Source organism: Pedobacter antarcticus, from assembly GCF_900112985.1.
Taxonomy (GTDB): domain Bacteria; phylum Bacteroidota; class Bacteroidia; order Sphingobacteriales; family Sphingobacteriaceae; genus Pedobacter; species Pedobacter antarcticus.
In genome coordinates this window covers 70975-95584 of sequence record NZ_FONS01000005.1, presented here as the reverse complement: position 1 = coordinate 95584, position 24610 = coordinate 70975, and the positions used below count along the sequence as shown (strand labels likewise).

Sequence of the window (24610 nt, the reverse complement as noted above, 5' to 3'; positions counted from 1 at the left end):
AAAACTGTCGCTGCTTTATAAATCGTGAAGAGAAAGCCGTTGGTACCGGCCTTAAACATCTTCACCTATAAATTTAAACAGGCTCTTTCAAATATAGACAGAAACCTGTGCTGATTATTACAAATAACTTCCAATTCTTGCACAAGAATTACAATTTGAAGCCTAATCTTCCACAATCTCGGCAACGCGACCGACTTGCCCATCTTCCAAACGAACCTTTATCCCTCTGGAATGATAAGGTGATGAGGTCAGCAGATTTGCCACTATACCCCTGGTTAACTTGCCGGTACGCTGATCTTTTTTTAATATTATTTCCACTTCCAGTCCAGGATAAATATCTGCTCTGTTTTTTCCGTCCATCTTATAATTTAATCTTTTTTGTTGTTTGCGCCCCGAATCTGTCCGCAAAAACTTTCTCCATTGCGAACATTTCATCCCTGAGGCGGGCAGCCATCAGGAAGTCCATATCTTTGGCTGCTTTAGCCATATCTTTTCGTGTTTTATCAATTGACTTCTGCATCTCAGCCTGCGTCATATACTGTACGATGGGGTCCGCAACCATACTTGCCTGGTCGACTTCAACGTAAGCCTTTTTCCTTTCCGCGTTCGCAGAAAAATCAAGCACAGAAGTTTGCTCGAGAATTGCTTCCCTGCTTTTCCCAACCGTTTTAGGAGTAATTCCATTTGCGAGGTTATAAGCCATTTGCTTTTCTCTTCTTCTACTGGTTTCATCCATAGTAACAGCCATGGAATCCGTGATTTTATCGGCATACAAAATTACACGACCCCTGTCGTTTCTTGCCGCACGTCCAATTGTTTGAATCAGGGAGCGTTCGGAACGCAGAAAACCTTCTTTATCTGCATCCAGAATAGCAACAAAGGAAACTTCCGGAAGATCCAGACCTTCCCGCAGCAGGTTAATCCCAATCAGCACATCAAATTCACCAAGTCTTAACCCTCTCAAAATCTCCACCCTTTCCAGGGTTTTTACCTCGGAGTGAATATATCTGCACTTGATATTAAGCCTGTCCATATATTTGGTTAGCTCTTCTGCCATGCGCTTGGTTAACGTAGTGACCAGCACGCGGTCACCCATCTTAATAGTTTTATCAATTTCATCCAGCAAATCGTCAACCTGATTAACTGCCGGTCTGACTTCAATCAGTGGATCCAGCAATCCTGTAGGACGAATAACCTGTTCTACTACAATACCGTCAGATTTCTGCAGTTCATAGTCTGCAGGAGTGGCACTGACATATATGGTCTGCGGAGCCAAACGTTCAAACTCCTCAAAATTCAGTGGACGATTATCCAGTGCAGAAGGCAAACGGAAACCATATTCTACCAGAGACATCTTTCTGGACCGGTCTCCACCGTACATTGCGCGGATCTGCGGCACGGTCACATGACTTTCATCTATAACCATCAGGTAATCATCAGGGAAGTAATCCAGTAAGCAGAAAGGACGCATCCCAGGTGATCTGCCGTCAAAAAATCTGGAATAATTCTCAATACCTGAACAGTAACCAAGTTCTTTCATCATCTCCACATCAAAATTCACCCGCTCCTCGAGTCTCTTCGCCTCCAGTAACTGCCTGTCTTCGATCAGTTGGTTTTTCCTCACCTCTAATTCCTGCTGAATTCCCCAGATCGAAGAAGCAAACCGGTCTTTCGGCGTTACAAAAAGGTTGGCCGGATAGACAGCCATATCTTCCAGTTTCTCCAACGTTTTTCCGGTAACGGGATCGATGACACTCAATTCTTCTATATCGTCACCAAAAAACGAAACCCGGTATGCCGTATCCAGATAGGCCGGAAAAATATCGACTGTATCGCCTTTTACACGGAACGTACCGCGTTTAAAATCATTGATTGTTCTTGCGTATAGAATCTCAACAAGGCTATGCAAAAATGAGTTTCTGGAAATTCGCGTACCTACAGCGAAACGGAATACAGAGCGGGAAAAGTCTTCCGGATTTCCCATACCATAAATACAGGAAATGGAAGATACAACTATGATATCCCTTCTTCCGGACATTAAAGCCGATGTTGTACGTAAACGTAATTTCTCAATTTCTTCGTTAATACTCAAATCCTTTTCGATATACGTATTACTGCTCGGCATATAAGCCTCCGGCTGATAATAGTCATAGTAGGAAACGAAATAATTGACCTGGTTTTCCGGAAAAAACTGCTTGAACTCGCCATAAAGCTGAGCAGCCAGCGTTTTATTATGACTGAGAATCAGAGTCGGTTTCTGAGTCTGTTCAATCACATTTGCCACTGTAAAAGTCTTTCCTGAACCGGTTACTCCCAGTAAGGTCTGATAGTGTTCATTATTGCGAACTCCGGTTACCAGCTGTTCTATGGCACCGGGCTGATCGCCTGTCGGTTTGTACTCAGAAGTCAGTTGAAATTTCATAGGTATTCAAAGATAAGGAATATTGATGTATTGATATGTCGTGATTATATCCTAAATTTATTGGCCATGAAGCTATTGGTATATGTCCCGCTGCTTACACCCAGAATAAAGTATATTTTTAACTTTATTTTCACTGACATACTTCATACACAGGTTGGCTTCAGTTCTAACCTGCAGGAGTATAACGAATCGGACCTGCCTAAAATTTCCTATGCAAGCAGACCGGTCAAAGATGAACTCTTTTTCAAACAGGATGAATTCCTACTGGGACACAGTATAAAGCCTCCTACGATCCGCACGTCCATTTATGGCGATATGATAGTCCCCTTTGCAGTGGAGGGTGGCATACTGCCTTTCGATATTTTTGCCGCATCTTTTTATTTTGTCAGCCGGTTTGAAGAATACCTACCGTTTGAGGCAGATGAAAATGGTAATTTTCCCGCTGAGCAGAGTTTGCAGAGTAAACTTAAACTCCTTGAGTTTCCGGTTATAGACGGATGGGCAATGTTACTCAAAAACATTTTACTTAAACAGTATCCGGGTCTGCATTTTGGCAAAAAGAAATTCGAGATCACCCCTTTGATTTGCCTTTATCCAAGTACAGCAGGCTCCTCTTTCAATCTGTTCAAGCAGGTTTTTACACATTTCGGAAGTTTACTGAAATTCAAAAAACAAGTGAGGACACAACCAGGAAAGCTTAGTAACCTGCAACTTTTTCTGGTAGGGCAGCATACGCAGCACAATCTCGATGCTGTGTATTTTTATCGTCCCGCACTGGAAGTAGACAGTGTGACCGACAGGCAGCTGGTTTTCCCTAACAGTTATCTGCACTTAATAAAACACGGCCTGCAGAAGGATTACAGAATGGGTTATCTGAATAAACCAGGGTTTCGTGCAGGTACCTGCACGCCTTTTTACTGGTATGATCTGCAGTTGGAAAAGATGACACATTTACGCATTCATCCGGTTCCTGTCAATGATCTTATTCTGAAGCAATCCCGAACATTCGATAAAGATAAAATCCACGATCAGTGGGGAACTATGATTAACCACGTCAGAAAACTAGAAGGCAGTTTTTATATGGTCTGGCATAAAGACACCTTGCCAGAATACGGTAAAGGAAAAGCAGGGAGGCAGCTATACGCACAATTATTAGCCGATTTTTCTAACTTTGCACCATGATATTTGAACTGAGTAAGACAAACTCCATTGCTAATACATATGTAGCTGAACTTCGTGATGAAACTATACAGAAAGACGCAATGCGCTTTCGTTACAATCTGGAGAGAATTGCTGCCTATTTCGCATTGGAAATCAGTAAATCAATGGATTATGAGCAGATAAATGTACAGACTTCGCTTGGTATGGCCCCGGCTGTAAAATTAAAAGAACAACCGGTACTGGCAACCATTCTCCGTGCAGGGCTTCCCATGCAGCAGGGACTTATCCAGATTTTTGACCGTGCTCCTTCTGCATTTATCACTGCCTACCGGAAAACGCATGACAATGGCATACCTGAGATCATGGTCGATTACGTTTCCACCCCAGACCTTACCGGCAAGACCCTGATCATGGCAGATCCGATGCTGGCTACAGGTTTATCTATGGTACTTTGCTGCAAAGAACTCCTGAAACGTTTTAAAATTAAAGAATTACATCTTGTAATTGCCATTGCAAGTGCCGCAGGCGTTGCCTATGTAAGAGAACATCTACCCGAAGCCAAATTATGGATTGGTGCGGTTGATGCAGATCTGGATTCCAAATCTTACATCATTCCCGGACTGGGAGATGCTGGAGACCTGGCCTACGGCAAAAAACTATAGAACTTCATGAAAAAACATATCTTTTTCGACCTTGATCATACGATCTGGGATTTTGATAAAAATGCAGAAGAAACACTTACTGAACTTTATGGCCGTTATTGCCTGGATCAGTATGGTTTAAACTCCTGTACAGATTTCATAAAAACATATACCCACAATAATCAGCTTTTATGGTCTGCCTATCATTTGGGCCAGATCACTAAAGAGACTTTAAGGTCAGAGCGTTTTTATAAAACATTTGTTGAGCTTGGAATTGCGCCGGAATTAGTTCCTCATGAATTTGAAGCCGACTATGTACGGTTGAGCCCGACAAAAAAACACTTATTTGATGGATCGTTCGATGTGTTAGGTTACTTGCAGGATAAGTATACTTTACACATTATTTCAAATGGCTTCAAGGAAACTACCTTAATGAAAATGGATCTTTGCCAGCTGAATCCTTATTTCACCAATGTTGTGATTTCGGAAGATGTGGGAGTAAACAAGCCAGACCCGGCCATATTTGAACATGCATTAAGCCTTGCAGGTGCAACCAAGGAAGAAAGTATCATGATCGGTGATAGCCTGGAGGCAGATATTAAAGGTGCACAATCTTACGGCATAGATGCGATTTTCTTTAATCCGATGAAACTCGAAAAACCGGCTTATGTAAACAAGCAGATCCATCATCTTGAAGAACTGATACAACTCTTTTAGCATCTTGATGTTTATCTGATGAACATAATCAGCTAACGCGACAAAACCAATCTATGCAGCACAACAAGGTATTCGATGAACTGAAAGAAATTACACAGACCTATAACCGCTTTCTGGAAAAGATTCCGGTTGCAGCCTTCCAGCAGACTCCTGCTTTCGGAGGTTGGTCTTACAGTGAGGTGTATTCGCATATATTTGATTCCAGTATTTTATCAATTCAGGCCGCAGCGTCCTGTAAAACTAACGGTGAGCTCAATAAACCTACATCTTTTGCGGTTAAGCTTGTCCTTTTTTTTGGAAGTTTTCCACCGGCTGCCCGGTATAAAGTACCGAAAAGACTAGAATCCAGGGTACATAAAATCAGTCCGGAAGAAGCCTCTGTTTTAATGCATAGTTTCCTGGTACAGCTCGAAAAATTTGCTCCGGTAATCCAGAATGCAGGAAGCAATTTAAAAGTTAAACATCCGCGTTTAGGTTTTCTGAATGCCACCCAATGGATGAGATTTACTGTAGTCCACCTGAAGCATCATATGAAACAACTTAGACGGATTGAGAAAAGAAGTTAATTTCACATCTTTGCACAGATGAAGATACCCGGTCTTAAAGGTTTTGATGAAGCTGCATTCCAGAAATATGTAAAGAATACGGGATGGCTAATGTTCGGCAAGATCCTGAGTATGTTCGTCGGCTTTATCATTGCACGGTATCTCGGTGCAAGTGCATTCGGGGAACTGAGCTTTGCAGATGCCTTTACAACTATTATTGCTGCTGTCGGCGCACTCGGTCTGGACAGTTTTATTATCCGTGAAATTATTAATGACCCGAAACGTAAGGAAGAGATCCTGGGGACTTCTCTCTTGTTGCGACTGAGCATAAACGCATTGCTTATTCCCATTACCGCAGGTATTTATCTCTTTTTTCATCGCAATTCTGAACAACCTGGCGATCCGTTAATCTGGATCATCGTAATTCTCGCATTCGCATCATTCTTTAAATCGTTTAATATAATTGACTCCTACTTCCAGTCTCAGGTTGCGTCAAAATACGTCGTCAAAGTGCAGAATATCTGCGTAATTCTATCCGCGGCGATTAAGGTATTCCTGGTTTACATGAATTTACCCCTCATCTGGTTTGCCGTTGCCCTCACTTTTGACAGCGTAATGCTGGCCGTCGGACTTATCATCATGTATCAGGCCAGAGGTGAAAATATTTTGCGCTGGACCTTTAGTAAAACCCGGGCATACAGCTTGTTGAAACAGTCATTTCCCCTTATCCTGTCTGCAGTAATGGTCTCTATTTATATGAAAATTGATCAGGTCATGTTAAAAGAAGTAGGCAGCGTTGAAGTGGGGATTTACAGCGCCGCAGCCAAAATCAGTGAAGCCTGGTACTTTATTCCAATTGCTATTGTAACTTCTGTATTTCCGGCAATCATTCATGCAAGAAAAACAGATCCCGAACGTTATCTAAAACGGCTGAGGAACCTTTACGATCTCTTGGTCTTTATTAGTCTGCCTGTTGCTATTATCGTGAGTTTTTTTGGGTCTGATATCATACATTTTTTATATACAGATAAGTATCAGGGTGCCGGAGATATGCTCTCCATACATATATGGTCCGGGATCTTTGTTTTCCTGGGTAGTGCGAGTTCACAATATCTGCTTGCCGAGGGGTTTACGTTAATTTCATTTCAGCGTACTGCCATGGGGGCAATTGTAAATATTCTTTTAAATTTATGGCTTATACCGCTATATGGCGGTGTTGGTGCATCCGTTGCAACATTGATAGCTTGTATGGTCTCGACCTTTTACCTGCTGCTGATTCCTAAAACAAGGGCTCAGGGCATAATGCTTTTAAAATCATTATTTTTGTTTACCGCATTTCAAAAAATATTTAAACGTTGAATAAACTTCAGGCATTTGCCACATTAATCACTAACCCGGACAGGCTGAAAGCCTTGTTATCATACGGGCATAAGGGCTATCTGGCCAGCATTGGCTGGTTCAAGGCTTTTGATCAGCAACAGGCGGTAGCTGCCAATGGCGATCCACTGCCTTGGGTAACGTATTCTTTTATTGATTTTATAACCCCGCGCGTACTTCCTGAAATGCGAATTTTCGAATACGGATCTGGAAGTTCTACTTTATTTTATGCCAAAAGAGTTAAGGAAGTGGTCTCAGTTGAACATGATCAGGCCTGGTTCGAAAAAATAAAAGGCACTAAACCTGCAAATGCAGAGTTGATTTACTGTGCCCTTAAACCAGATGGAGAATATGCACGTAAAGCAGCATCTCTTGACCGCCCGTTTGATCTGATTATTGTCGATGGCCGTGATCGTGTGAATTGTTGTATACATGGTGTCAGCGCATTAAGCAGTAGCGGAGTAATCGTCCTGGACGATTCCGAACGTCCGGAATACCAACCGGCGAGAGACTTTCTGATTAATGCAGGCTTCAGAGAACTTTCCTTCTCGGGTATTTCACCAGGTTTGTTTTATCTTAAGGCTACATCCGTGTTTTATCGTTCAGACAATTGTTTAGCTATCTAATAATTTATGCAGGTTTTCGCTCCCATAGCCCTTTTTGTATATAACAGACCGCAGCATACTGCGCGTACCTTAAAGTTCCTGCAACAGAATGAGCTGGCAGCAGAGAGTCGTTTATTTATTTTTTCTGACGGGCCTGCAAAAGAAAGTGATGAAGAACTGGTTGCCGAAGTACGGGAAATCTTAAAAAATACTGAGGGATTTAAATCCGTTGAAATATTGGAACGCAAGACTAATCTCGGGCTTGCAGATTCGGTAATTGCAGGCGTAAGCCAGCTTATTAAAAACTATGGACAGGTAATTGTCCTGGAAGACGATCTGATCACCTCTCCCTATACGCTTACTTACTTCAACGAAGCACTGCAACGGTACAAAAAAGAAGAAAAAGTCATGCATATCGGTGCCTATATGTACCCGTTGAAAGGTACGGATCTGCCTGAAACATTTTTTTACAGAGCAGCGTCAAGTTGGGGATGGGCAACCTGGGAAAGAGCATGGAACCACTTCGAGCCTGATATAGATGTTTTGATATCTAAATTCAGTCATCAGCAAAAAGCTGCATTTTCGATTGACAATCAGATGAATTTCTGGAAGCAGATGATAGAATTTAAAAAAGGAAAGAATAACAGCTGGGCGATCCGATGGTATGCATCAATTTTCCTGCAGGGTGGCTTAACTTTAAACCCATCACATTCCCTGGTGAATAACATTGGCCATGATGGTACTGGTGTGCATTCCGGTATCAATGAAATTTATAATGTAATCATTAACCCTAAGCCTATCCGGACTTTCCCTGAAAAGGTCGCAGAGAATAAGGAAGCTTACCTCGCTATCAAAGCATTCCTTGGTAACAGAAAAGGGAATATCTGGGAGAGGTTAAAAAGGTTCGTCAAACAAAAATTACATAATTTTAAAGCTTAGCGGCTTACAATTCCTTTTTTGCCTCTATCAGGATATAAGGAGAAAGTGCTTTTGAGTTAAAAGGAATAATCTTCGTAAGCACTTTGCCTGCAATCCAGGTGGCTTTTTTGAATAATCTTACAGCCACCGGCTTTTCCTTCTCTTGTTCCAGCCATAAACTAAAGTGTCCAAAATAGCGGGCTTCTTTTACGGTTAGTCCCTCCTGTTTACAAATACTGGCCAGAAGCTCCGGATCCATACAATGGATATTATGTTTCTCGTAATTCTCCCGATCAAATTTACGTTGGAACCAACCATTTAACGCCCTGAAATTCGGGAGCGTGATGAATAATGTGCCGCCAGGTTTAAGAAACTCCACATGCTTTTTGATAATATCCCCGGTATCATTAAAGTGTTCTATCAAACCGCAGGACAGCACCATATCATATTTACCCCGCTCCTGATGATTAAATAAATCTGCTTCTATAACGTGTATATCTCCGGCCTGCAATGCATTGGTCTCCAGCAGATCATCAGTTACCGGGGGGTGAATAAAATAATCCAGCAACGTGACATCCAGCTTAAAATATTTACGCAGAAAGACCGCATAATATCCAGGAAAACCACCCAGTTCAATGGCAGTTTTAATTTTTTCCCTGTCAATAATTTCCTCTAGTTCTTTATGAAACAGATAGTTTTCCGGTATTCGAAATGAAAGCCCTTTTTTACTAGTCCAATAATTCACCCAAAAATCTCTATCTGTTAATAGATTTACCATATTCAATTTGTTAGCTTTCTGATTATTATCCCCTCTACCTATAATCATGCCGGGACAAAGAGAACGTAATATGAAGCTAAATATATATCTTCCTGTCCGGGGAATTCACTGGAAAATATAATTATTTGTAATTTAGTCGCATTGAAAGTTATCCATATCAATACATACGAAGGGAATGGCGGAGCAGGACGTGCCTGTCTCCGGCTTAGTGACGCACTGAAAGCACACGGTACTGACTCTAGTGTTCTGGTATATTATCAGTTTCAAAAGAGTGAGAAATCCAGGGCATTCAGCCATTCCATATTCCAAAAAATCAGCGCTGTTTATCATATACTTGCAGAGCGTTATCTGTCTAAATTTCTGACAAAAGCAGCGCTCAAAACCCCTTTTTCCCTACAATGGTTCGGCAGCAATATAGCTAGTCATCCTGCGGTACAATCAGCTGATATTATCCACCTGCACTGGGTAAACCACGGCTTTCTTAAGCCATCTAACCTGGCTGATCTAGAGGAACTAAATAAGCCGATCGTCTGGACTTTTCATGACAGTAACGCCTTTACCGGTGGCTGCCATGTCCGCTATGCTTGTGAAAATTTCCATAAACAATGCGGTAACTGCCCCTTATTAAAAATGAGCGGTAAAAATGATCTGTCTCACTGGAACTGGCTAAAAAAGAAGAAGGGATATGCAAACCTCGATTTTCATATTATCGCCCCCAGTAACTGGATGGCATCTTCTGTCAGGTTTAGCAGCCTGATGGGTGTAAGGCCGCAAACGGTTATCCCAAACACCATTGAAACAAACGTCTTCAAACCGTATGTTAAATCAGAAGCCCGGAGAATCTTTAATATCGCACCTGAGAAATTTGTAATTCTGAGCGGATTTATGCCCTCAAAAAATGACAAACATAAAGGGACAGCATATCTTGTTGAAGCTTTGAACGATTTGGCTAAACGTCCGGATATCGACCCGGGAAATATAGAACTGCTAATCTTTGGTAATAAAGATGGCATAGAAATGCCCGAATTCCCTTTTAAAACCACGCTACTGGGAACTATCAGTGATGATACGCAGCTAGCGAAATGTTATTCGGCCGCCGATGCCTTCATTACACCGTCACTGGAGGATAATCTACCCAACACAGTAATGGAAAGCCTAGCCTGTGCTACGCCGGTAATCGCATTTAAAACGGGTGGCATCCCGGATATGGTTAATCACCTCGTAAATGGTTATCTGGCAGAATATGAATCGGCAGAAGATCTCGCTACCGGAATGGAATGGTTATACCATGAAGAGCACGCGCCTGAAATACAGAAAGAAGCGAGATTAACTATACTGAAATACTTTTCCGAGGAAGTAGTAGCTAAACAACATCAGCAATTATATCAGTCATTAATAGACGCCCATGTATATTAATCCAAATTCAAAATGCAGCCTACACTGAGTGTAATTACCATTGTCTATAATAATGTCCGTGACATCGAGAGAACTATCCGTTCTGTTTTGAGTCAATCCTATCCGCAGATCGAGTATATAATAATTGACGGAGCCTCTACAGACGGTACAAGAGAGGTGATTGCGAAATATGAGAATCGTATCAGCCAGTATATTTCAGAAAAGGATAAAGGAATCTATGATGCGATGAATAAAGGGATAGCAATGGCAAAGGGCGATTATATCCTGTTCATGAATTCAGGTGATGAAATATATGCAGCAAATACTGTCGAGAACGTCTTTGCAACTCGTCCTGGTGCCGACATCTACTACGGTGAAACTGAAATGTATAACGACAACTGGGAAAGTCTGGGCAGACGCAGACATCAAGTACCGCAATCCTTCACCTGGAAGAGCTTCAAATACGGCATGAATATCAGTCACCAGGCAATTTATGTTAGCCGGAAAATTGCAGAACCTTACAATCTGGAATACAAATACAGCGCGGACATAGACTGGATAATCAGGGCCGCAAAAAAGGCAAAGGTTATCGTTAATACCCACCAATACGTCGCAAAATACCTCGTTGGCGGCATATCCAAGCAAAAACACCGGGAGAGCCTTAAAGAACGGTTCCATATCTTCAGTAAATACTACGGCTTTGTTCCTAACCTGATAAACCATGGCATTATTGCTTTCAATCTGGCTCTTTATTATGTTAAGAACCGCAGAACGAATGATTAAATTCCAGCGATAGCAAGACTGCTCAGGGTTTGCAGGAACTATTATGGGTTTCAGAATGCTAACAGAAAAAGAAACCGAGCCCCTCTATAATTCCCAATTTCAGATAATGACAAACAATCTTTTTTCTGACTTGTAGTAATTGTACATCAAAATTCAATTATTATGGGAAGATTAAATAACCGCAACATAGCTGTACTTTCAGCAAATGGATTCGAAGAATCAGAGTTAACCAGCCCTGTTGCCAGACTTAAAGAAGAAGGTGCCTCCGTACATATAGTTTCCTTGGAAACAGGTAAAATACAAGGAATGAAAGACGATAAGGAATGGACCGTGGAAATTAACGTGGACCAGACAGTGAAAACTGCCAATCCAGATGACTACCAGGGTCTGCTGATTCCTGGAGGTGTCCTCAATCCGGATAGCCTGCGTAAAAATGAAGATGCCCTTAACTTTGTAAAGGCCTTTTTCAAAGCTGGTAAACCGGTCGCAGCCATTTGCCACGGACCACAGGTGCTGATCTCTGCGGAAGTTGTGGAAGGAAGAAAACTAACCTCCACCAAAACCATTAAAATAGACCTCGTAAATGCCGGGGCCCTATGGGAAGACTCGGAGGTCGTGGTCGACCAAGGTCTGGTAACCAGCCGCAGCCCCGCCGACCTGCCTGCCTTCAACGATAAAATCGTAGAAGAATTTGCAGAAGGTGTGCATGACGGGCAACATGCCTAATCACATTCCGACTAAATAAAAACCAAAATAAAAAAGGAGATTTATAGCTAAATCTCCTTTTTTATTTAACCTTACCCCCCGATACCAGCACCCGGCGCTATATTTAGTTCTTCACAACACCTTAAATAAAACCATGAAAATATTTATTGAAACCAGCAGACTACTTATAAGAGAGCTTACCCATACCGATTATCCTGGAATATTTGAGCTTGACTCCGACCCTGAAGTCCATCAATTCCTCGGTGGAAATCCTATAAGCAGCATCGAAGATGCTAAAAAAAGCATTGAATTGATCCGTACCCAATACATCCAAAACGGAATTGGCCGATGGGCCTCCCCGATCGAGACCTTTACTTACGAGGGCATACCTCACATCTGGTATGAAAAAAAGCAGTAAACAAATCCCTCCACAAAGCCTCTCAACCTGCCTAACTAAAAACCCTAAAAGCCTTCCATAAAGCCTCTCAACCTGCCTAACTTAAAAAACCTACCACATTACCTACCTAACTTACTCCCAGACCGGCATGATTCTCTTAATAATAAAATCTTCAATATGTTTCAAAAGGCCTTAGCGAGCTCTTCGCGAGGTGGAGCCGTCTTGAAACATATTGAAGATTTTATTATTAAGGATTAGTCGACCACACCCCCCCATCCTTCACAAAAACCCTGCGGTTCAGTTTCAGGTTGCTGACAATAAATTCGGCAAAATCTTCCGGTTGCATTACTTTGTCAGGGTTACCGTCCGTTAAATTAAGATCCTTTGCCATATCTGTGGAGACCGTACTTGGAGTTAGTGTGCTTACTCTGATATTATGCTTACGAACTTCCTGCATTAAAGATTCAGAAAGGCCGATCAGTCCAAATTTAGATGCGCTGTAAGCACTTGTGACGGCGGCGCCACGAAGACCGGCGGTAGAAGAAATATTAATGATATCTCCGGTTTTACGTTCGATCATTTCTGGAAGAAAGGCACGCGTAACATAATATACCCCAAAAAGGTTAACCTTTACAATCTCTTCCCACCTTGAAGGCTCAAGTTCCATAAAAGAACCGAACGAGCTGATGCCGGCATTATTAACTAAGATATCCAGATGCCCAAAAGCACTTTTAACCTGTTCTGCGGCAGCATTAACAGCGTCAATATCAGCAACGTTTGCAGTGACAACGACCGTTTTAACACCATAAGCCTTTAATTCATCGGCGACAAGATTCAGATCAGATTCTGTTCTTGCGAGCAATGCAATATTTACACCTTCCTGTGCAAGAGCAATAGCTACGGCACGTCCGATTCCTTTACCAGCACCGGTGATCAGTGCATTTTTTCCTTGTAATGATTCCATAATCGATTGAATAGACTGTAAAAATAAATAAAAATCGGGGCCAGCAGAATAATAAAGACATCCTGAAATTGAGATGAGATTTAATTAAAGCAAAACAGGGGTGACCTGTAAATACAGACACCCCTGTTTAAGCTATTTACTTAAAAGATTATTGATTAAATCTATATCTCAGACCGAGCTGAATTCTCCAGCGTGCAGTCTCATCAATGCTGCTTGAAAAAGTGTTTACCAGCGGCACACTGTTGTCTGCGTTTAAGTAAGGGAAAGAGAATGATGGTTTGCCGGTAGTAGCATCGACACCCTTAAAATTAAGCAATCCATTTGCCCGGTTGGCAAATTTCGGAACACCCCATGTTTTATTAATCATGTTTCCAAAATTGAAAACATCAAAAGTAAATTGCAGGGAGTGCTTTTTACCCTTAACACTTGTAAATAAGTCTTGGGCCAGGCGAATATCAAGCGTTCCGATCATATTGCCTACAAGCCCGTTCCTTTCGGCGTATTGTCCTCTCTTTTTGTTTAGATAGTTATCCTGGCTGATATAGCTATTTAACTGATTCCAAAGCTGGTCTGGTGTACGGGAATCATTCGCATTCTCCGGTACCAGTACAATATCAGCTTTATTTGCAGGTACAAAAATCAGGTCATTTCCACTTAAACCATCATTATTCAAGTCGTTACCATAAGTATAGGAATATCTGAAACCGTCCTGTAATTGGTAGAACATTGAAACTGTGGTACCCAAATGATTGATGTATTCCTTTCTGTAAACGACCGAAGCGATAAACCGGTTTTTAACCATGTAACTTGAATAAGACAGCGCGTCTGTATTCGGGCTGCCGGACACTTGACGATCTCTCCACATAGACTGTGCAATAGAGCCGCCGTCATTCACTGACCTTGAATCTGTATAAGTGTAACCAGCTGTTGCGAAGAAGCCTCCCGCGAATTCTTTGGATAATGTTCCTGTAAGCGACAAGCTACGTCCCTTATCAGTATTGGTCATTACAATCGCATCGGAAATATTAGGATTTGCTGGCGTAGGTGCCGCAGCGCCGTAAATTCTTGGGCTAGTATATCTAGGACGGTTGTCTGCCCCTTGTAAAAGCGTGTAGGCTGAAGTATTTAAATTCGCATTCCTGAAATAAACCGAGTTAATATCCTTTGAATATAGAGCCTCGATTGTTCCTGTGAAGCCGCCTGGCAGTTTTTGGTCAATCGCCAGATTGGACCGCCATACCTGCATAAATTTAAAATTCTGATCAGTTACTGCGAGGTTGTAGGTGGTGTTATTGGCAGAAGTTGAGTTATTCACATTTCTGTAGGCATCAACATCAGGTGTAAATGGTCTGTTTTTTGGATTTGTGATTGATTCCGAACCAAATTGAACACCGTTATTACCCGCCTGGTTGGAAACCCAAACTAAAGGAGGCCTTCCCGTGAATAAACCGGTACCACCTCTTACCTGTGTTAGCCCCTCATTATTCACGTTCCAGTTAAAGCCCAGACGTGGTGACCATAAAATTGAGCTTTTTGGGAATCTGCCGACGTCAATTTTCTCGCCGTTTTCAAAAGACAGGTTCTCTACATTCGGGTTACTGACCGAGGCGGGTGAAGAAACATGCGTTAAGTCTGCACGTAGCCCACCGGTTATTTTTAGCTGGTCACTAACTGTGTAAGCATCCTGGATATATAATCCGTACATATTTGACTGAATTTCGGCATAAGGGAATGATCCGTCAGGCGTCACAGAATACTGAACCTGGTATTTGGATGCATTTGAAACTCCGGTATTTGCACTGTTATAGAAGTCTGCCAGACTATTAAAAGTATAAGCGCCATAATAGTTCGGAGCAAAACCATTGCGCGTCCTGTAGCCCTCGTAATTAGCGCCGATTGTAATTTCATGGCGGCCGGCATAGATATTAAAGTTATTGGTAACCTGATAAACCTTGGTTTTTAAGGTATTAAATGCAGTGAAAGGCTCGTAACCGAAAGCAGTATAGGAACTGCCGTCAGGATTCATGATATCTACAAGAGGGAAAGGTTTGTTACCCTTTGACTCCCGGAAATCATTCATATTATTGTAACCTACTGTCAGCTGATTGGAGAACTTGTTACTAAAACGTGTTCGGAATTCAAGGTTGACATTATCCATGTTATTATTAATACCGTATCCGGCAGACTGAAAAGGAAGACCGAGCTGTGAGGGCTGGCGATTATTCTTTGGTGCGCCGCTATTGCTCGGTAAAATGTCTTTGAAGGACCGGAAGTAGAAATACTTTAAACTTAAGGTATTCTTGTCGTCAATATTATAATCCAGTTTGGCAGATAATTTATCACTTCTTGTGTTCAGTGCATAATTCTCATACGCACCTGCCTCATAACCCAGTGTTTGGAGATATGAACTCAATTTATCCAGGTCCTCTCCTTTTGCCTGAGAAACATTGGGGCCGGTACTTCCACCTCTGGAGGCTATAAATCCTGTTCCTGGATCGGAGCGTCTTTCCAGCTCACCGCTTACGAAAAAGAATAATTTATTTTTTATAATGGGCCCGCCTAAAGTGAATCCATAACCTTTAAGACTAAAGTTATTTACGGGTGTTTTTAGTCCGGCGTAGTTATAATCACTAACCAGGTCCTGGTTCCGGTAATAGGTATTTAAAGATCCCTGAAACTCATTTGTACCACTTCTGGTTACGGCATTAATTGCCGCTCCTGTAAATCCGCTCTGACGGATATCATAAGGCGCGATATTCACCGTAATTTCCTCAAAAGCATCCATATTGATCGGCTGTGATCCGGTCTGGCTGCCAATTGTACCCTGCAAGCCAAATGCATTATTAAATAAGGCTCCATCCACTGTAAAATTATTAGCCAGGTTACTTCTGCCTGCGATGCTGGGACTTCCGAACTGTAGTGAAAACTGAGGGGTAAGTTTAACAAAGTCGGTAAAACTCCTGTTTAAAGTTGGCATATTCTGTATAACAGTTCTCGAGATATTCTGAGATGCACCCGTTCGCCCGGAATTAAAAACTTTACTCTGTTTACCGGTCACAGTGACTTCAGATAAAGTACTGGCATCTTCATTTAAGATGACATTTAAAGTTGAACTTTGGCCCAATGCTAATTTTTCAACACGCTGGGTCTGATTTTGAAAGCCGACAAAAGTCACTGTAATTGAGTACGGGCCGCCGATGCGCATTGCCGGTAAATTGTAGCGTCCGTCCAGCCGGGTTGATGTTGCGTATCTCGAACCGGATGGCTCATGAATGGCAATAACTGTAGCCCCTGAAATTGGTCCTTTTGTATCGGTGACCAGACCATTTATAGAGGCGGTTGTTTCATTTTGTGCTACAGCATCTATCTTTAAGAAGAGTAAAAATAAGAAAGCTGTAAAAAGAAGTAATGTTTTTTTCATGGATGCATTTTTTTCAAAAATACATGCATGAACAGCGGATAAATGTTTGGATTATATTACCTTATTGTTAACTGTTTTCCTTGTTCGGGAAAGACGAGTTTGAGCTTGTGCAGATTGTCTGCAATCAGTTGCTTCTTTACTTTTTCTGCGTTTGCGTGAGGAGGTTTAGTATGCGTTACAATAAAAGTAAGCTTTTTGAAAGCTTCGGGTTCAGTCAGCGCACGGAGCTGACTAAGCTCAGCATGAAAAAGCTTTGGAGTCAGATGGCCGAACAACTGATTGTTTGGTTGTTCGTTCGGAAAGGAAACTTCAAGAAATACGGCCTTTAACTGACCTGAGTTAATCAATGGAGCAACCGCTTTCCACAGCGTAATTAATTTATTGGATTTTTCAATCTCATCTGCACCGGTATCCCCGAGATATAACAGGAAACTATTATTTGAACTAACTAAAAACGCTGTGCTTTTATAAGGATTTCCATGACTGAGTTCATAAGCCTGAACTTTCATTTCTGTATCTGCAAGCGGATAAACAACACCCTGTTCCAGTGTGACATATGAATATTTTTTCAACTGCGGCTTTTCGCCCTCATTTGTGAAATTCGCCCAGGCATCCCATGTAAAGTATTTATCTCTGAGAACATGAAGTACAGGAGATATTCCATAAATATTTTTTGATGTATCTGCTGGTGAATTGATAATTAATCCAGCCACATGATCCAGATGGGCATGCGAGATCAGATAACCTTTTATTTTTTTTCGCTGAATTTCTTCGATATTTCCTTTGAAGGTCCTGCGGCTAACTGCCTTCTGTATTCCTGCCTTTATGGTTCCGGCATCCAGACAAACATAGTTTTCACTACCGGCAGGTGCGACCATATAAGCAGATAAATTGCTTTCATCATCTCCGCCTTTAACACCGAGTGGAATTATTTTAAAACCGGTGTTGGATTGCTGCGACCAAACACTAGCCGTATTGATTAACAAAAAAGCAAGGACTGCACAAAATTTCCGAAGCATATAAACCAGTATTAGTACTGCTGCACAAAATACGAAATCTACCTGACGTGCTATGTTAAAAAAACATTAGCAGATTATCTGCCAGAAAAAAAAAGCTTATAAAAAAAGCCTGTAAGAAAACTTACAGGCTTTAAATAAAAATATCAATATATCCTATTGGAATTTTTTAGCGTTGATTTTACGCTCGTTTTCAGTAAGATAAATCTTACGTAGACGCATACTAACAGGAGTAATCTCAATATACTCATCTGCCTGAATGTATTCCATTGCTTCCTCTAAAGAGAATTTAATTGCAGGAGCAATACGTGAATTATCATCAGTACCGGAAGCACGCATGTTCGTTAACGCTTTACCTTTAACAATGTTAACAACCAGGTCATTATCACGGATGTGTTCACCCATAATCTGTCCTTCGTAAACATCTACACCCGGATCAACGAAGAAACGGCCACGATCTTGCAGTTTATCAATAGAATAAGCAGTTGTACTGCCTTTTTCCATAGAAACCAATACACCATTCAACCTGCCTGGGATAGTACCTTTCCAAGGCTCGTAAGACTTAAAACGGTGAGCCATGATAGCTTCACCACCAGTTGCAGTTAATACGTTGTTTCTTAATCCAATGATACCACGTGCAGGAATTTCAAATTCTAAATGCTGCAGGTCGCCTTTTGGCTCCATAACCAATAATTCACCTTTACGTTGTGTAACCAGCTCAATTACTTTACCGGATACTTCAGCAGGTACGTCTACGATTAAAGTTTCAATCGGCTCACATTTCTTACCATCAATTTCTTTGATAATAACTTGTGGCTGACCAACCTGAATTTCGTAACCTTCACGACGCATAGTCTCAATTAATACTGATAAATGGAGAATACCCCTTCCGTATACCAGGTATGAATCAGGAGATTCCGTTTCCACAACCTTTAAAGCAAGGTTTTTTTCCATCTCTTTGTATAAACGCTCTTTAATACGCTGAGAAGTTACAAATTTACCTTCTTTACCGAAGAAAGGTGAGTTGTTGATTGTGAACAGCATGTTCATAGTCGGCTCATCAATCTTAATAACAGGTAATTGCTCAGGAGCTTCGAAATCTGCAATAGTATCACCGATATCGAAACCATCAATACCTACTACTGCACAGATATCACCCGAGTGAACCTCAGTAGCACGAACTTTACCTAAACCTTCGAAAGTATATAATTCTTTCACTCTTGATTTAACGATTTTTCCATCACGTTTGATCAGGGTAACCGGCATATTTTCTTTGATCACGCCACGGTGTACACGACCTACAGCGATACGACCAACGAAAGAAGAGTAATCCAATGAAGTAATTTGCATCTGAAGCGTTCCGTCGTTAGTTGGTGCAGCAGGAATATGCTCAACAACAGCATCCATTAAAGCAAAGATGTCTGTAGTTGGTTTAGTATAATCTGTACTCATCCAGCCTTGTTTCGAAGAACCGTAGATTACAGGGAAGTCTAACTGATCTTCTGTTGCTTCAAGGTTGAAGAACAATTCGAAAATCTGTTCGTAAACTTCTTCCGGACGACAATTTTCTTTATCGACTTTATTAACAACAACAATTGGCTTCAATCCTAAAGCCAAAGCTTTTTGCGTTACAAAACGCGTTTGAGGCATTGCACCTTCAAAAGCATCACACAACAACAGTACACCATCAGCCATTTTCAATACACGCTCAACCTCACCACCGAAATCGGCGTGACCAGGTGTATCGATAATATTGATTTTAATATCCTTGTACATAACAGATACGTTTTTGGATACGATCGTAATTCCACGCTCTCTCTCCAAGTCGTTGTTATCAAGTATTAAATCACCTGATTGTTCGTTATCACGAAAAATCGAACAAGTGTGTAAAATCTTATCAACCAATGTAGTTTTACCGTGGTCAACGTGTGCTATAATAGCTATGTTTCTTATTTTTTGCATAAAATGCGCCTAAATTTTGGCGCAAAGATAACGTAAATAATTGACATATCAGCCTATCAATTAGGGTAATGTCGTGTTTTTCTTCAAAAAAATACATGCCGCTCATTGCCTTTTTTCACCCTTATAACCGGTCTTTATAAAACTCTAAAAAAAAATACATTCAAACTATAACATCATTATATTGTTCTATTTCTGCTTAAATATGCCTGATAAAAAGATCCTAAGTATAGCTAAATGAAAAAGACTGCAATAATTATGGGCGCGACCGGATCCGTAGGTACAGCCCTGGTCCGCTTACTACTTGATGACCCACGTTACTCCACCGTACTCGTTTTACTCAGGCGCGAAATGCCATTAAGTCACCCGAAGCTTAAACAGTTACTCATCAGCTTCGATAAGATTAAAGATTACGCAGATCAGATTAAAGGCGACACGGTCTTTTGCTGTATCGGCACCACGGCAGCGCAGACCCCGGACAAAAATGAATATCGGAAAATAGACTTCAAATACCCGCTGGACCTCGCCTGGATTGCACAGGAAAATGGAGCTACAAGTTATCACCTGGTTTCAGCAATGGGCGCAGATGTAACATCGAAAGTGTTCTATAGTAAAACCAAAGGCCAGCTCGAGGAAGAACTCAAGAAAATACCTTATGAAAGTATTCACATATACCGGCCTTCATTGCTGGATGCTAAAAGACAGCAATACAGGTTCGCCGAAGATCTGCTAAACCGGATTATGCGCGTCGTAAATCCATTGCTGGTCGGTGGACTGAAAAAATACAGGAGTATTAAGGCCGAATGCGTAGCTACGGCCATGCTTCGATACTCACTGGAACAGAAAAAAGGAATTTTTACACATAAATCTGATCAGATTCAGAAAACGTGCGATAGCTAAGCCAGGAAACCTATCTGCCGAAAGCCCATATTAAAAAAGCAGGCATAGCTTTCGCCCAGCTTTTCAAATCGTGTTTACCGCCAACCATTTCATAGTAAAATATATGACCAGGTCTGCTATAGTCTTTGCTTAGCAGCTCCCGGATAATGTCGATCGTGTCATCAATGGAATCAATAATTCCATTTTTGTTTCTATCCGCAGTTTCATCCTCAGTTCCAGTCATCAGCCAGAATTTAAGCGCAGGCTTACCTGCAGTCTGCCTAATCACCTCATGCATAATCCTGTCCTGTTCGGTATAATTCTCTTTCAAATCTTTACTACGCCACCAGAACGAACCGGAGAAAACGCCTGTAAGATCAAAATTTTCCGGATTTTTCCATGCAATATCAAAAGCCGCTAATCCGCCTAAAGAATAACCCGCAATCCCCTTTTTACCTTGTATAGGCATGCCACAGAAAGCCGCGATATAGGGTAACAATTCCTGATTTACAAAAGAGGCATAAGCTCCGGCCCTAGCTCCCCTGCCAGCGTAATCCGGTATACCGGCAACACCGTACTCCATAACCCTGTCTGCCGATGCGTGTACCGCAACTACCAGTAATGGTTCTATTTTCTGATCTGAATAAAGAGCTGCCAGCATCTCCTCAAGGCCCATCTGCTCAGCATCCTGCCCATCATTCAATAAAAGGAGATTCAGTTTTTCATTTCCCATCAAATCTTCAGGGAAAAATAGATCCAATTGCACCTCCCTGTCTAAAAATACGGAATTCAGCGTCCTGCTTTGATGTCCTGAATGTTGATTTAGCATGTTATTTTCACTCAAATTATCGTTTACACTTATTCGTTTCCGCGGGCAAAATTAAGAAAACATGTGTGTTTCTTAGTATTATCCTGATTATTAGGAGAAAATCTTAAAACATTTGCGCTTTGAACCGGATTTACATATATTCATTATATAAATCGTTTAGGCGTGAAAGAAGAATATAAAAAATGGTATAGTCCAAACCTAAGCACTGAAACAGAGCTTTTGATATTTGGCCATAGCGGACACCCTGTTCTACTTTTCCCAACGAGTCAGGGGCGTTACTATGAGCAGAAAGACTTCGGAATAATCGAAGCAGCCCAACACTATATCGACGCAGGTATAGTTAAAATCTATTGCCCAGACAGCATTGATGCCTGGAGTTGGTATAACAGGTCTCTACACCCCGCAGACAGAGCTAAAAACCATTATTGGTATGACAAAATGCTTAAGGAGGAGCTATTCCCCATGGCATGTCAGGACACCGGTATGGAACGCGTAATCACAGCCGGGTGTAGTTTTGGAGGTTATCATGCAGCGAACTTTGCTTTTAAATACCCCGGGCTGGTCAGCCATCTGTTCAGTATGAGTGGCACATTTGACATTACTTCGCAGACAGATGGTTTCTATAATGGAGATATCTACTACAATAACCCGGTAGATTTCTTGCCAAATGATCTGGACCCGGAACTCTGGAATCTCAATATTATTTTGGGAACAGGAGAAAAAGATATCTGCCGACCCTTTAATGAAAGAATGTCTTCCATATTATCCCAAAAGGGAATCCAGCATTGGCTGGATGTCAGACCAAATGCCGTACATGACTGGCCACTCTGGAAAACACAGTTTCCCGATTATCTTTCCCGTATCCAACCCTTATAAATAATTCTTAATATATAGCCTGTAGATATCTTAAGCATTAAAATTCAATTTTAAAACACATGAAAAAAATAGGTATTCTATTTGGGCAGGAAAGATCTTTTCCAGAAGCCTTTGTCAAACGGGTCAACGAACTAGGAGGCGATGAATTTCGTGCTGAATTTGTCAATATTCACAAAATCCTGCAGGCAGAGCCTTTAGATTATGCAGTGATTATTGACCGCATTTCACAAGACGTACCCTTCTATAGAGCCGCACTTAAAAATGCAGCAATTACTGGAACAGCTGTGATTAACAACCCATTTTGGTGGAGTGCAGATGAAAAATTCTTTAACAATGCCCTTGCCGTGAAGCTGGGAATTCCGGTACCGAAAACCGCTTTGATCCCTTCTTATGAAAGACCGGACGACACTTCAGAACAATCATTCAGTAATCTCGCATTCCCTATGGACTGGGAAGGTATTTTTGAATATACCGGATTTCCCGCCTATATGAAACCATTTGATGGCGGCGGCTGGAAGGAGGTTTACAAACTGCATGATAAAGAAGATTTCTTTGATAAGCATAGTAAAACCAAGCAGTATGTCATGATGCTGCAGGAAGAAATTATATTTGATGAATATTACAGGTGCTACTGTATAGGCGGAAAATACGTGCGTATTATGCAATATGAACCACGTAATCCATTTCACCTGCGTTACGTGGTCGACTCACCGCCATCCAGCCCCCAGTTATTAAAGAAAATAGAGAAATATGTTATTCAGTTAAATGAATACCTGGGTTACGACTTTAATACTGTTGAATTCGCCGTACGGGACGGTATTCCCTACGCAATCGACTTCTGTAATCCGGCACCCGATGCTGAAGTGACCAGTGTGGGCCAGGAAAATTTTGACTGGGTAGTTGATACCGCGGCAAAGTATGCAATAGAAAGGGCACAATTACACCAGGACGGACAAGATAATTTAACCTGGGGAGCCTATATTAAAGCAGCGGCATCAGGCATCCCTTTGGTCAGTAAACCCAAACCTGCAGCAAAAAAAAGCACAGTAAAAAGTGCTAAAACCACAAAGAATACTAAATAACAACCAAATACAGTACACAGCAGGAGGATAGCCAGATGAATGAGTTTACATTGGGTATAGAGGAAGAATACATGGTGATTGACCCGGTGACCCGGGAACTGACATCCCATGATCAGAAAATAGTTGAAGCTGCACAAAAGATCCATAAAGATCAGGTAAAAGCTGAGATGCACCAGGCCGTGGTAGAAGTGGGCACAGGAATCTGCAAGAATACAACAGAAGCCAGAAAAGAAATCTCCATGCTACGCCATACTGTCTCCAGGCTTGCCGGCGAACAGGGCTTGCGTATTGGAGCTGCCGGCACGCACCCTTTTTCTCTTTGGGAAAAACAACTGATCACAGAACATCCGAGATATAGTGAGATAGTTAACGAACTACAGGAAGCTGCACGCTCAAACCTAATCTTCGGCCTGCATGTCCATGTCGGATTTCAGTCCAGGGAATTAGCCATTCATATTGCGAATCAGGTTCGGTATTTCCTTCCACACGTTTTCGCACTTTCGACCAACTCACCTTTTTGGGAAGGAAGAAATACAGGCTATAAGTCATTCAGGACAAAAATATTTGATAAGTTCCCAAGAACGGGAATTCCGGATATCTTTAATAGCATAGAAGACTATGATAGTTATGTGAAGCTGCTGATAAAAACCAATAGTATCGATAATGCTAAAAAAATCTGGTGGGACATTCGTGTACATCCATTTTTTGAAACTATTGAATTCCGGATTTGTGACTGTCCAATGCTGGTAGATGAGACGATGGCTTTTGTCGCAATTTTTCAATCTTTATGTGCTAAACTTTATAAGCTGCGTTTGCAGAACATGAAGTACATTAGCTATTCCAGGGCATTGATTAATGAAAACAAATGGAGAGCAGCAAGGTATGGAATCGACGGAAATCTAATCGATTTTGGTAAAGAGATGGAGATTAATGCACGAAATCTGATTCTTGAATTGTTAGATTTTGTAGATGACGTAGTAGATGAACTGGGCTGCAGGGACGACATAAACTATGTGCATAAAATATTAGAAAATGGCACAGGAGCTGACAGGCAACTTGCTGTTTACAATCAAACAGGAAGTTTTGAATCGGTAGTAGACTATATAACCAGCCAGACATTGATAGGCACAAACGGATAAG

The 24610-nt window shown here is 41.5% G+C and carries 23 protein-coding genes; 15 read left to right on the top strand and 8 right to left on the bottom strand.

The window, feature by feature from the left end:
- Positions 1-162: 162 nt before the first annotated feature.
- Positions 163-360, bottom strand: coding sequence for a YwbE family protein (locus BM192_RS12010; RefSeq protein ID WP_037441876.1), 198 nt, complete (start codon positions 358-360; stop codon positions 163-165).
- 1 nt (position 361) lies between these two features.
- Positions 362-2422, bottom strand: a complete 2061-nt coding sequence (gene uvrB, locus BM192_RS12005) for an excinuclease ABC subunit UvrB (protein WP_037441878.1) — start codon at positions 2420-2422, stop codon at positions 362-364.
- Positions 2423-2488: 66 nt separating this feature from the next.
- Between uvrB and BM192_RS12000 the strand changes: the two genes are divergently transcribed.
- Genes BM192_RS12000 through BM192_RS11970 form a run of 7 tightly spaced genes read left to right on the top strand, consistent with a single transcriptional unit; the run spans position 2489 to position 8407 of the window.
- Positions 2489-3604, top strand: a complete 1116-nt coding sequence (locus BM192_RS12000) for a DUF7033 domain-containing protein (RefSeq protein WP_037441880.1) — start codon at positions 2489-2491, stop codon at positions 3602-3604.
- Positions 3601-4245: a uracil phosphoribosyltransferase gene (upp, locus tag BM192_RS11995; protein ID WP_037441882.1), complete on the top strand. Its 645-nt coding sequence runs from the start codon at positions 3601-3603 to the stop codon at positions 4243-4245. Before BM192_RS12000 ends, upp begins: the two co-directional genes overlap by 4 nt.
- A gap of 6 nt (positions 4246-4251) precedes the next feature.
- Positions 4252-4941, top strand: coding sequence for a YjjG family noncanonical pyrimidine nucleotidase (locus BM192_RS11990; RefSeq protein WP_037441885.1), 690 nt, complete (start codon positions 4252-4254; stop codon positions 4939-4941).
- A gap of 53 nt (positions 4942-4994) precedes the next feature.
- Positions 4995-5507: a DinB family protein gene (locus tag BM192_RS11985; protein WP_074589666.1), complete on the top strand. Its 513-nt coding sequence runs from the start codon at positions 4995-4997 to the stop codon at positions 5505-5507.
- Between the two features lie 18 nt (positions 5508-5525).
- A complete protein-coding gene (locus BM192_RS11980) occupies positions 5526-6845 on the top strand; it encodes a flippase (protein WP_037441892.1) in 1320 nt (439 codons plus the stop codon).
- Entirely contained in the window at positions 6842-7489 is a 648-nt protein-coding gene (locus BM192_RS11975) for a class I SAM-dependent methyltransferase (RefSeq protein WP_037441894.1), read from the top strand. The genes BM192_RS11980 and BM192_RS11975 overlap by 4 nt, the downstream gene beginning before the upstream one ends.
- A 6-nt stretch (positions 7490-7495) precedes the next feature.
- Positions 7496-8407 carry a glycosyltransferase family protein gene (locus BM192_RS11970; protein WP_037441896.1) on the top strand — a complete coding sequence of 304 codons (912 nt, stop codon included), beginning with the start codon at positions 7496-7498 and terminating at the stop codon, positions 8405-8407.
- A gap of 4 nt (positions 8408-8411) precedes the next feature.
- Here the strand turns inward: BM192_RS11970 and BM192_RS11965 are convergent, their stop codons facing one another.
- A complete protein-coding gene (locus BM192_RS11965; RefSeq protein ID WP_037442069.1) occupies positions 8412-9164 on the bottom strand; it encodes a class I SAM-dependent methyltransferase in 753 nt (250 codons plus the stop codon).
- 141 nt (positions 9165-9305) lie between these two features.
- On the opposite strand from BM192_RS11965, the gene BM192_RS11960 reads away from it, so the two are divergent.
- From BM192_RS11960 to BM192_RS11945, 4 genes are all read left to right on the top strand, one after another.
- Positions 9306-10580, top strand: a complete 1275-nt coding sequence (locus BM192_RS11960; RefSeq protein ID WP_037441898.1) for a glycosyltransferase — start codon at positions 9306-9308, stop codon at positions 10578-10580.
- A 12-nt stretch (positions 10581-10592) separates the two neighbouring features.
- Positions 10593-11342 (top strand): glycosyltransferase family 2 protein, encoded by a 750-nt coding sequence (locus BM192_RS11955; protein WP_037441901.1) that lies wholly within the window; start codon positions 10593-10595, stop codon positions 11340-11342.
- A gap of 162 nt (positions 11343-11504) precedes the next feature.
- Complete coding sequence (locus BM192_RS11950) at positions 11505-12068, top strand: type 1 glutamine amidotransferase domain-containing protein (RefSeq protein WP_037441903.1); 564 nt, start codon at positions 11505-11507, stop codon at positions 12066-12068.
- Positions 12069-12201: 133 nt separating this feature from the next.
- A complete protein-coding gene (locus BM192_RS11945; RefSeq protein ID WP_051759981.1) occupies positions 12202-12465 on the top strand; it encodes a GNAT family N-acetyltransferase in 264 nt (87 codons plus the stop codon).
- A gap of 226 nt (positions 12466-12691) precedes the next feature.
- Here BM192_RS11945 and BM192_RS11940 read toward each other — a convergent pair whose 3' ends face one another.
- The 4 genes from BM192_RS11940 to typA all read right to left on the bottom strand — a co-directional run bounded on the left by BM192_RS11940 (position 12692) and on the right by typA (position 19807).
- Positions 12692-13408 carry a 3-ketoacyl-ACP reductase gene (locus tag BM192_RS11940; RefSeq protein WP_037441905.1) on the bottom strand — a complete coding sequence of 239 codons (717 nt, stop codon included), beginning with the start codon at positions 13406-13408 and terminating at the stop codon, positions 12692-12694.
- Positions 13409-13556: 148 nt separating this feature from the next.
- Positions 13557-16829, bottom strand: coding sequence for a TonB-dependent receptor (locus tag BM192_RS11935; protein ID WP_037441908.1), 3273 nt, complete (start codon positions 16827-16829; stop codon positions 13557-13559).
- Positions 16830-16885: 56 nt separating this feature from the next.
- Positions 16886-17848: an MBL fold metallo-hydrolase gene (locus BM192_RS11930; protein ID WP_037441910.1), complete on the bottom strand. Its 963-nt coding sequence runs from the start codon at positions 17846-17848 to the stop codon at positions 16886-16888.
- Between the two features lie 153 nt (positions 17849-18001).
- Complete coding sequence (gene typA / locus BM192_RS11925; protein ID WP_037441911.1) at positions 18002-19807, bottom strand: translational GTPase TypA; 1806 nt, start codon at positions 19805-19807, stop codon at positions 18002-18004.
- A gap of 234 nt (positions 19808-20041) precedes the next feature.
- On the opposite strand from typA, the gene BM192_RS11920 reads away from it, so the two are divergent.
- Positions 20042-20704 (top strand): NAD(P)H-binding protein, encoded by a 663-nt coding sequence (locus tag BM192_RS11920; RefSeq protein WP_037441913.1) that lies wholly within the window; start codon positions 20042-20044, stop codon positions 20702-20704.
- A gap of 10 nt (positions 20705-20714) precedes the next feature.
- On the opposite strand, the gene BM192_RS11915 is transcribed toward BM192_RS11920, so the two are convergent.
- Positions 20715-21512, bottom strand: a complete 798-nt coding sequence (locus BM192_RS11915) for an alpha/beta hydrolase (RefSeq protein ID WP_037441915.1) — start codon at positions 21510-21512, stop codon at positions 20715-20717.
- 162 nt (positions 21513-21674) lie between these two features.
- Between BM192_RS11915 and BM192_RS11910 the strand changes: the two genes are divergently transcribed.
- Genes BM192_RS11910 through BM192_RS11900 form a run of 3 tightly spaced genes read left to right on the top strand, consistent with a single transcriptional unit; the run spans position 21675 to position 24609 of the window.
- Positions 21675-22388 carry an esterase family protein gene (locus tag BM192_RS11910; protein WP_037441917.1) on the top strand — a complete coding sequence of 238 codons (714 nt, stop codon included), beginning with the start codon at positions 21675-21677 and terminating at the stop codon, positions 22386-22388.
- Between the two features lie 59 nt (positions 22389-22447).
- Positions 22448-23470 carry an ATP-grasp domain-containing protein gene (locus tag BM192_RS11905; RefSeq protein ID WP_037441919.1) on the top strand — a complete coding sequence of 341 codons (1023 nt, stop codon included), beginning with the start codon at positions 22448-22450 and terminating at the stop codon, positions 23468-23470.
- Between the two features lie 35 nt (positions 23471-23505).
- On the top strand, positions 23506-24609 hold the full coding sequence (locus BM192_RS11900; RefSeq protein WP_037441921.1) for a carboxylate-amine ligase: 1104 nt from the start codon (positions 23506-23508) through the stop codon (positions 24607-24609).
- Position 24610 lies beyond the last annotated feature (1 nt).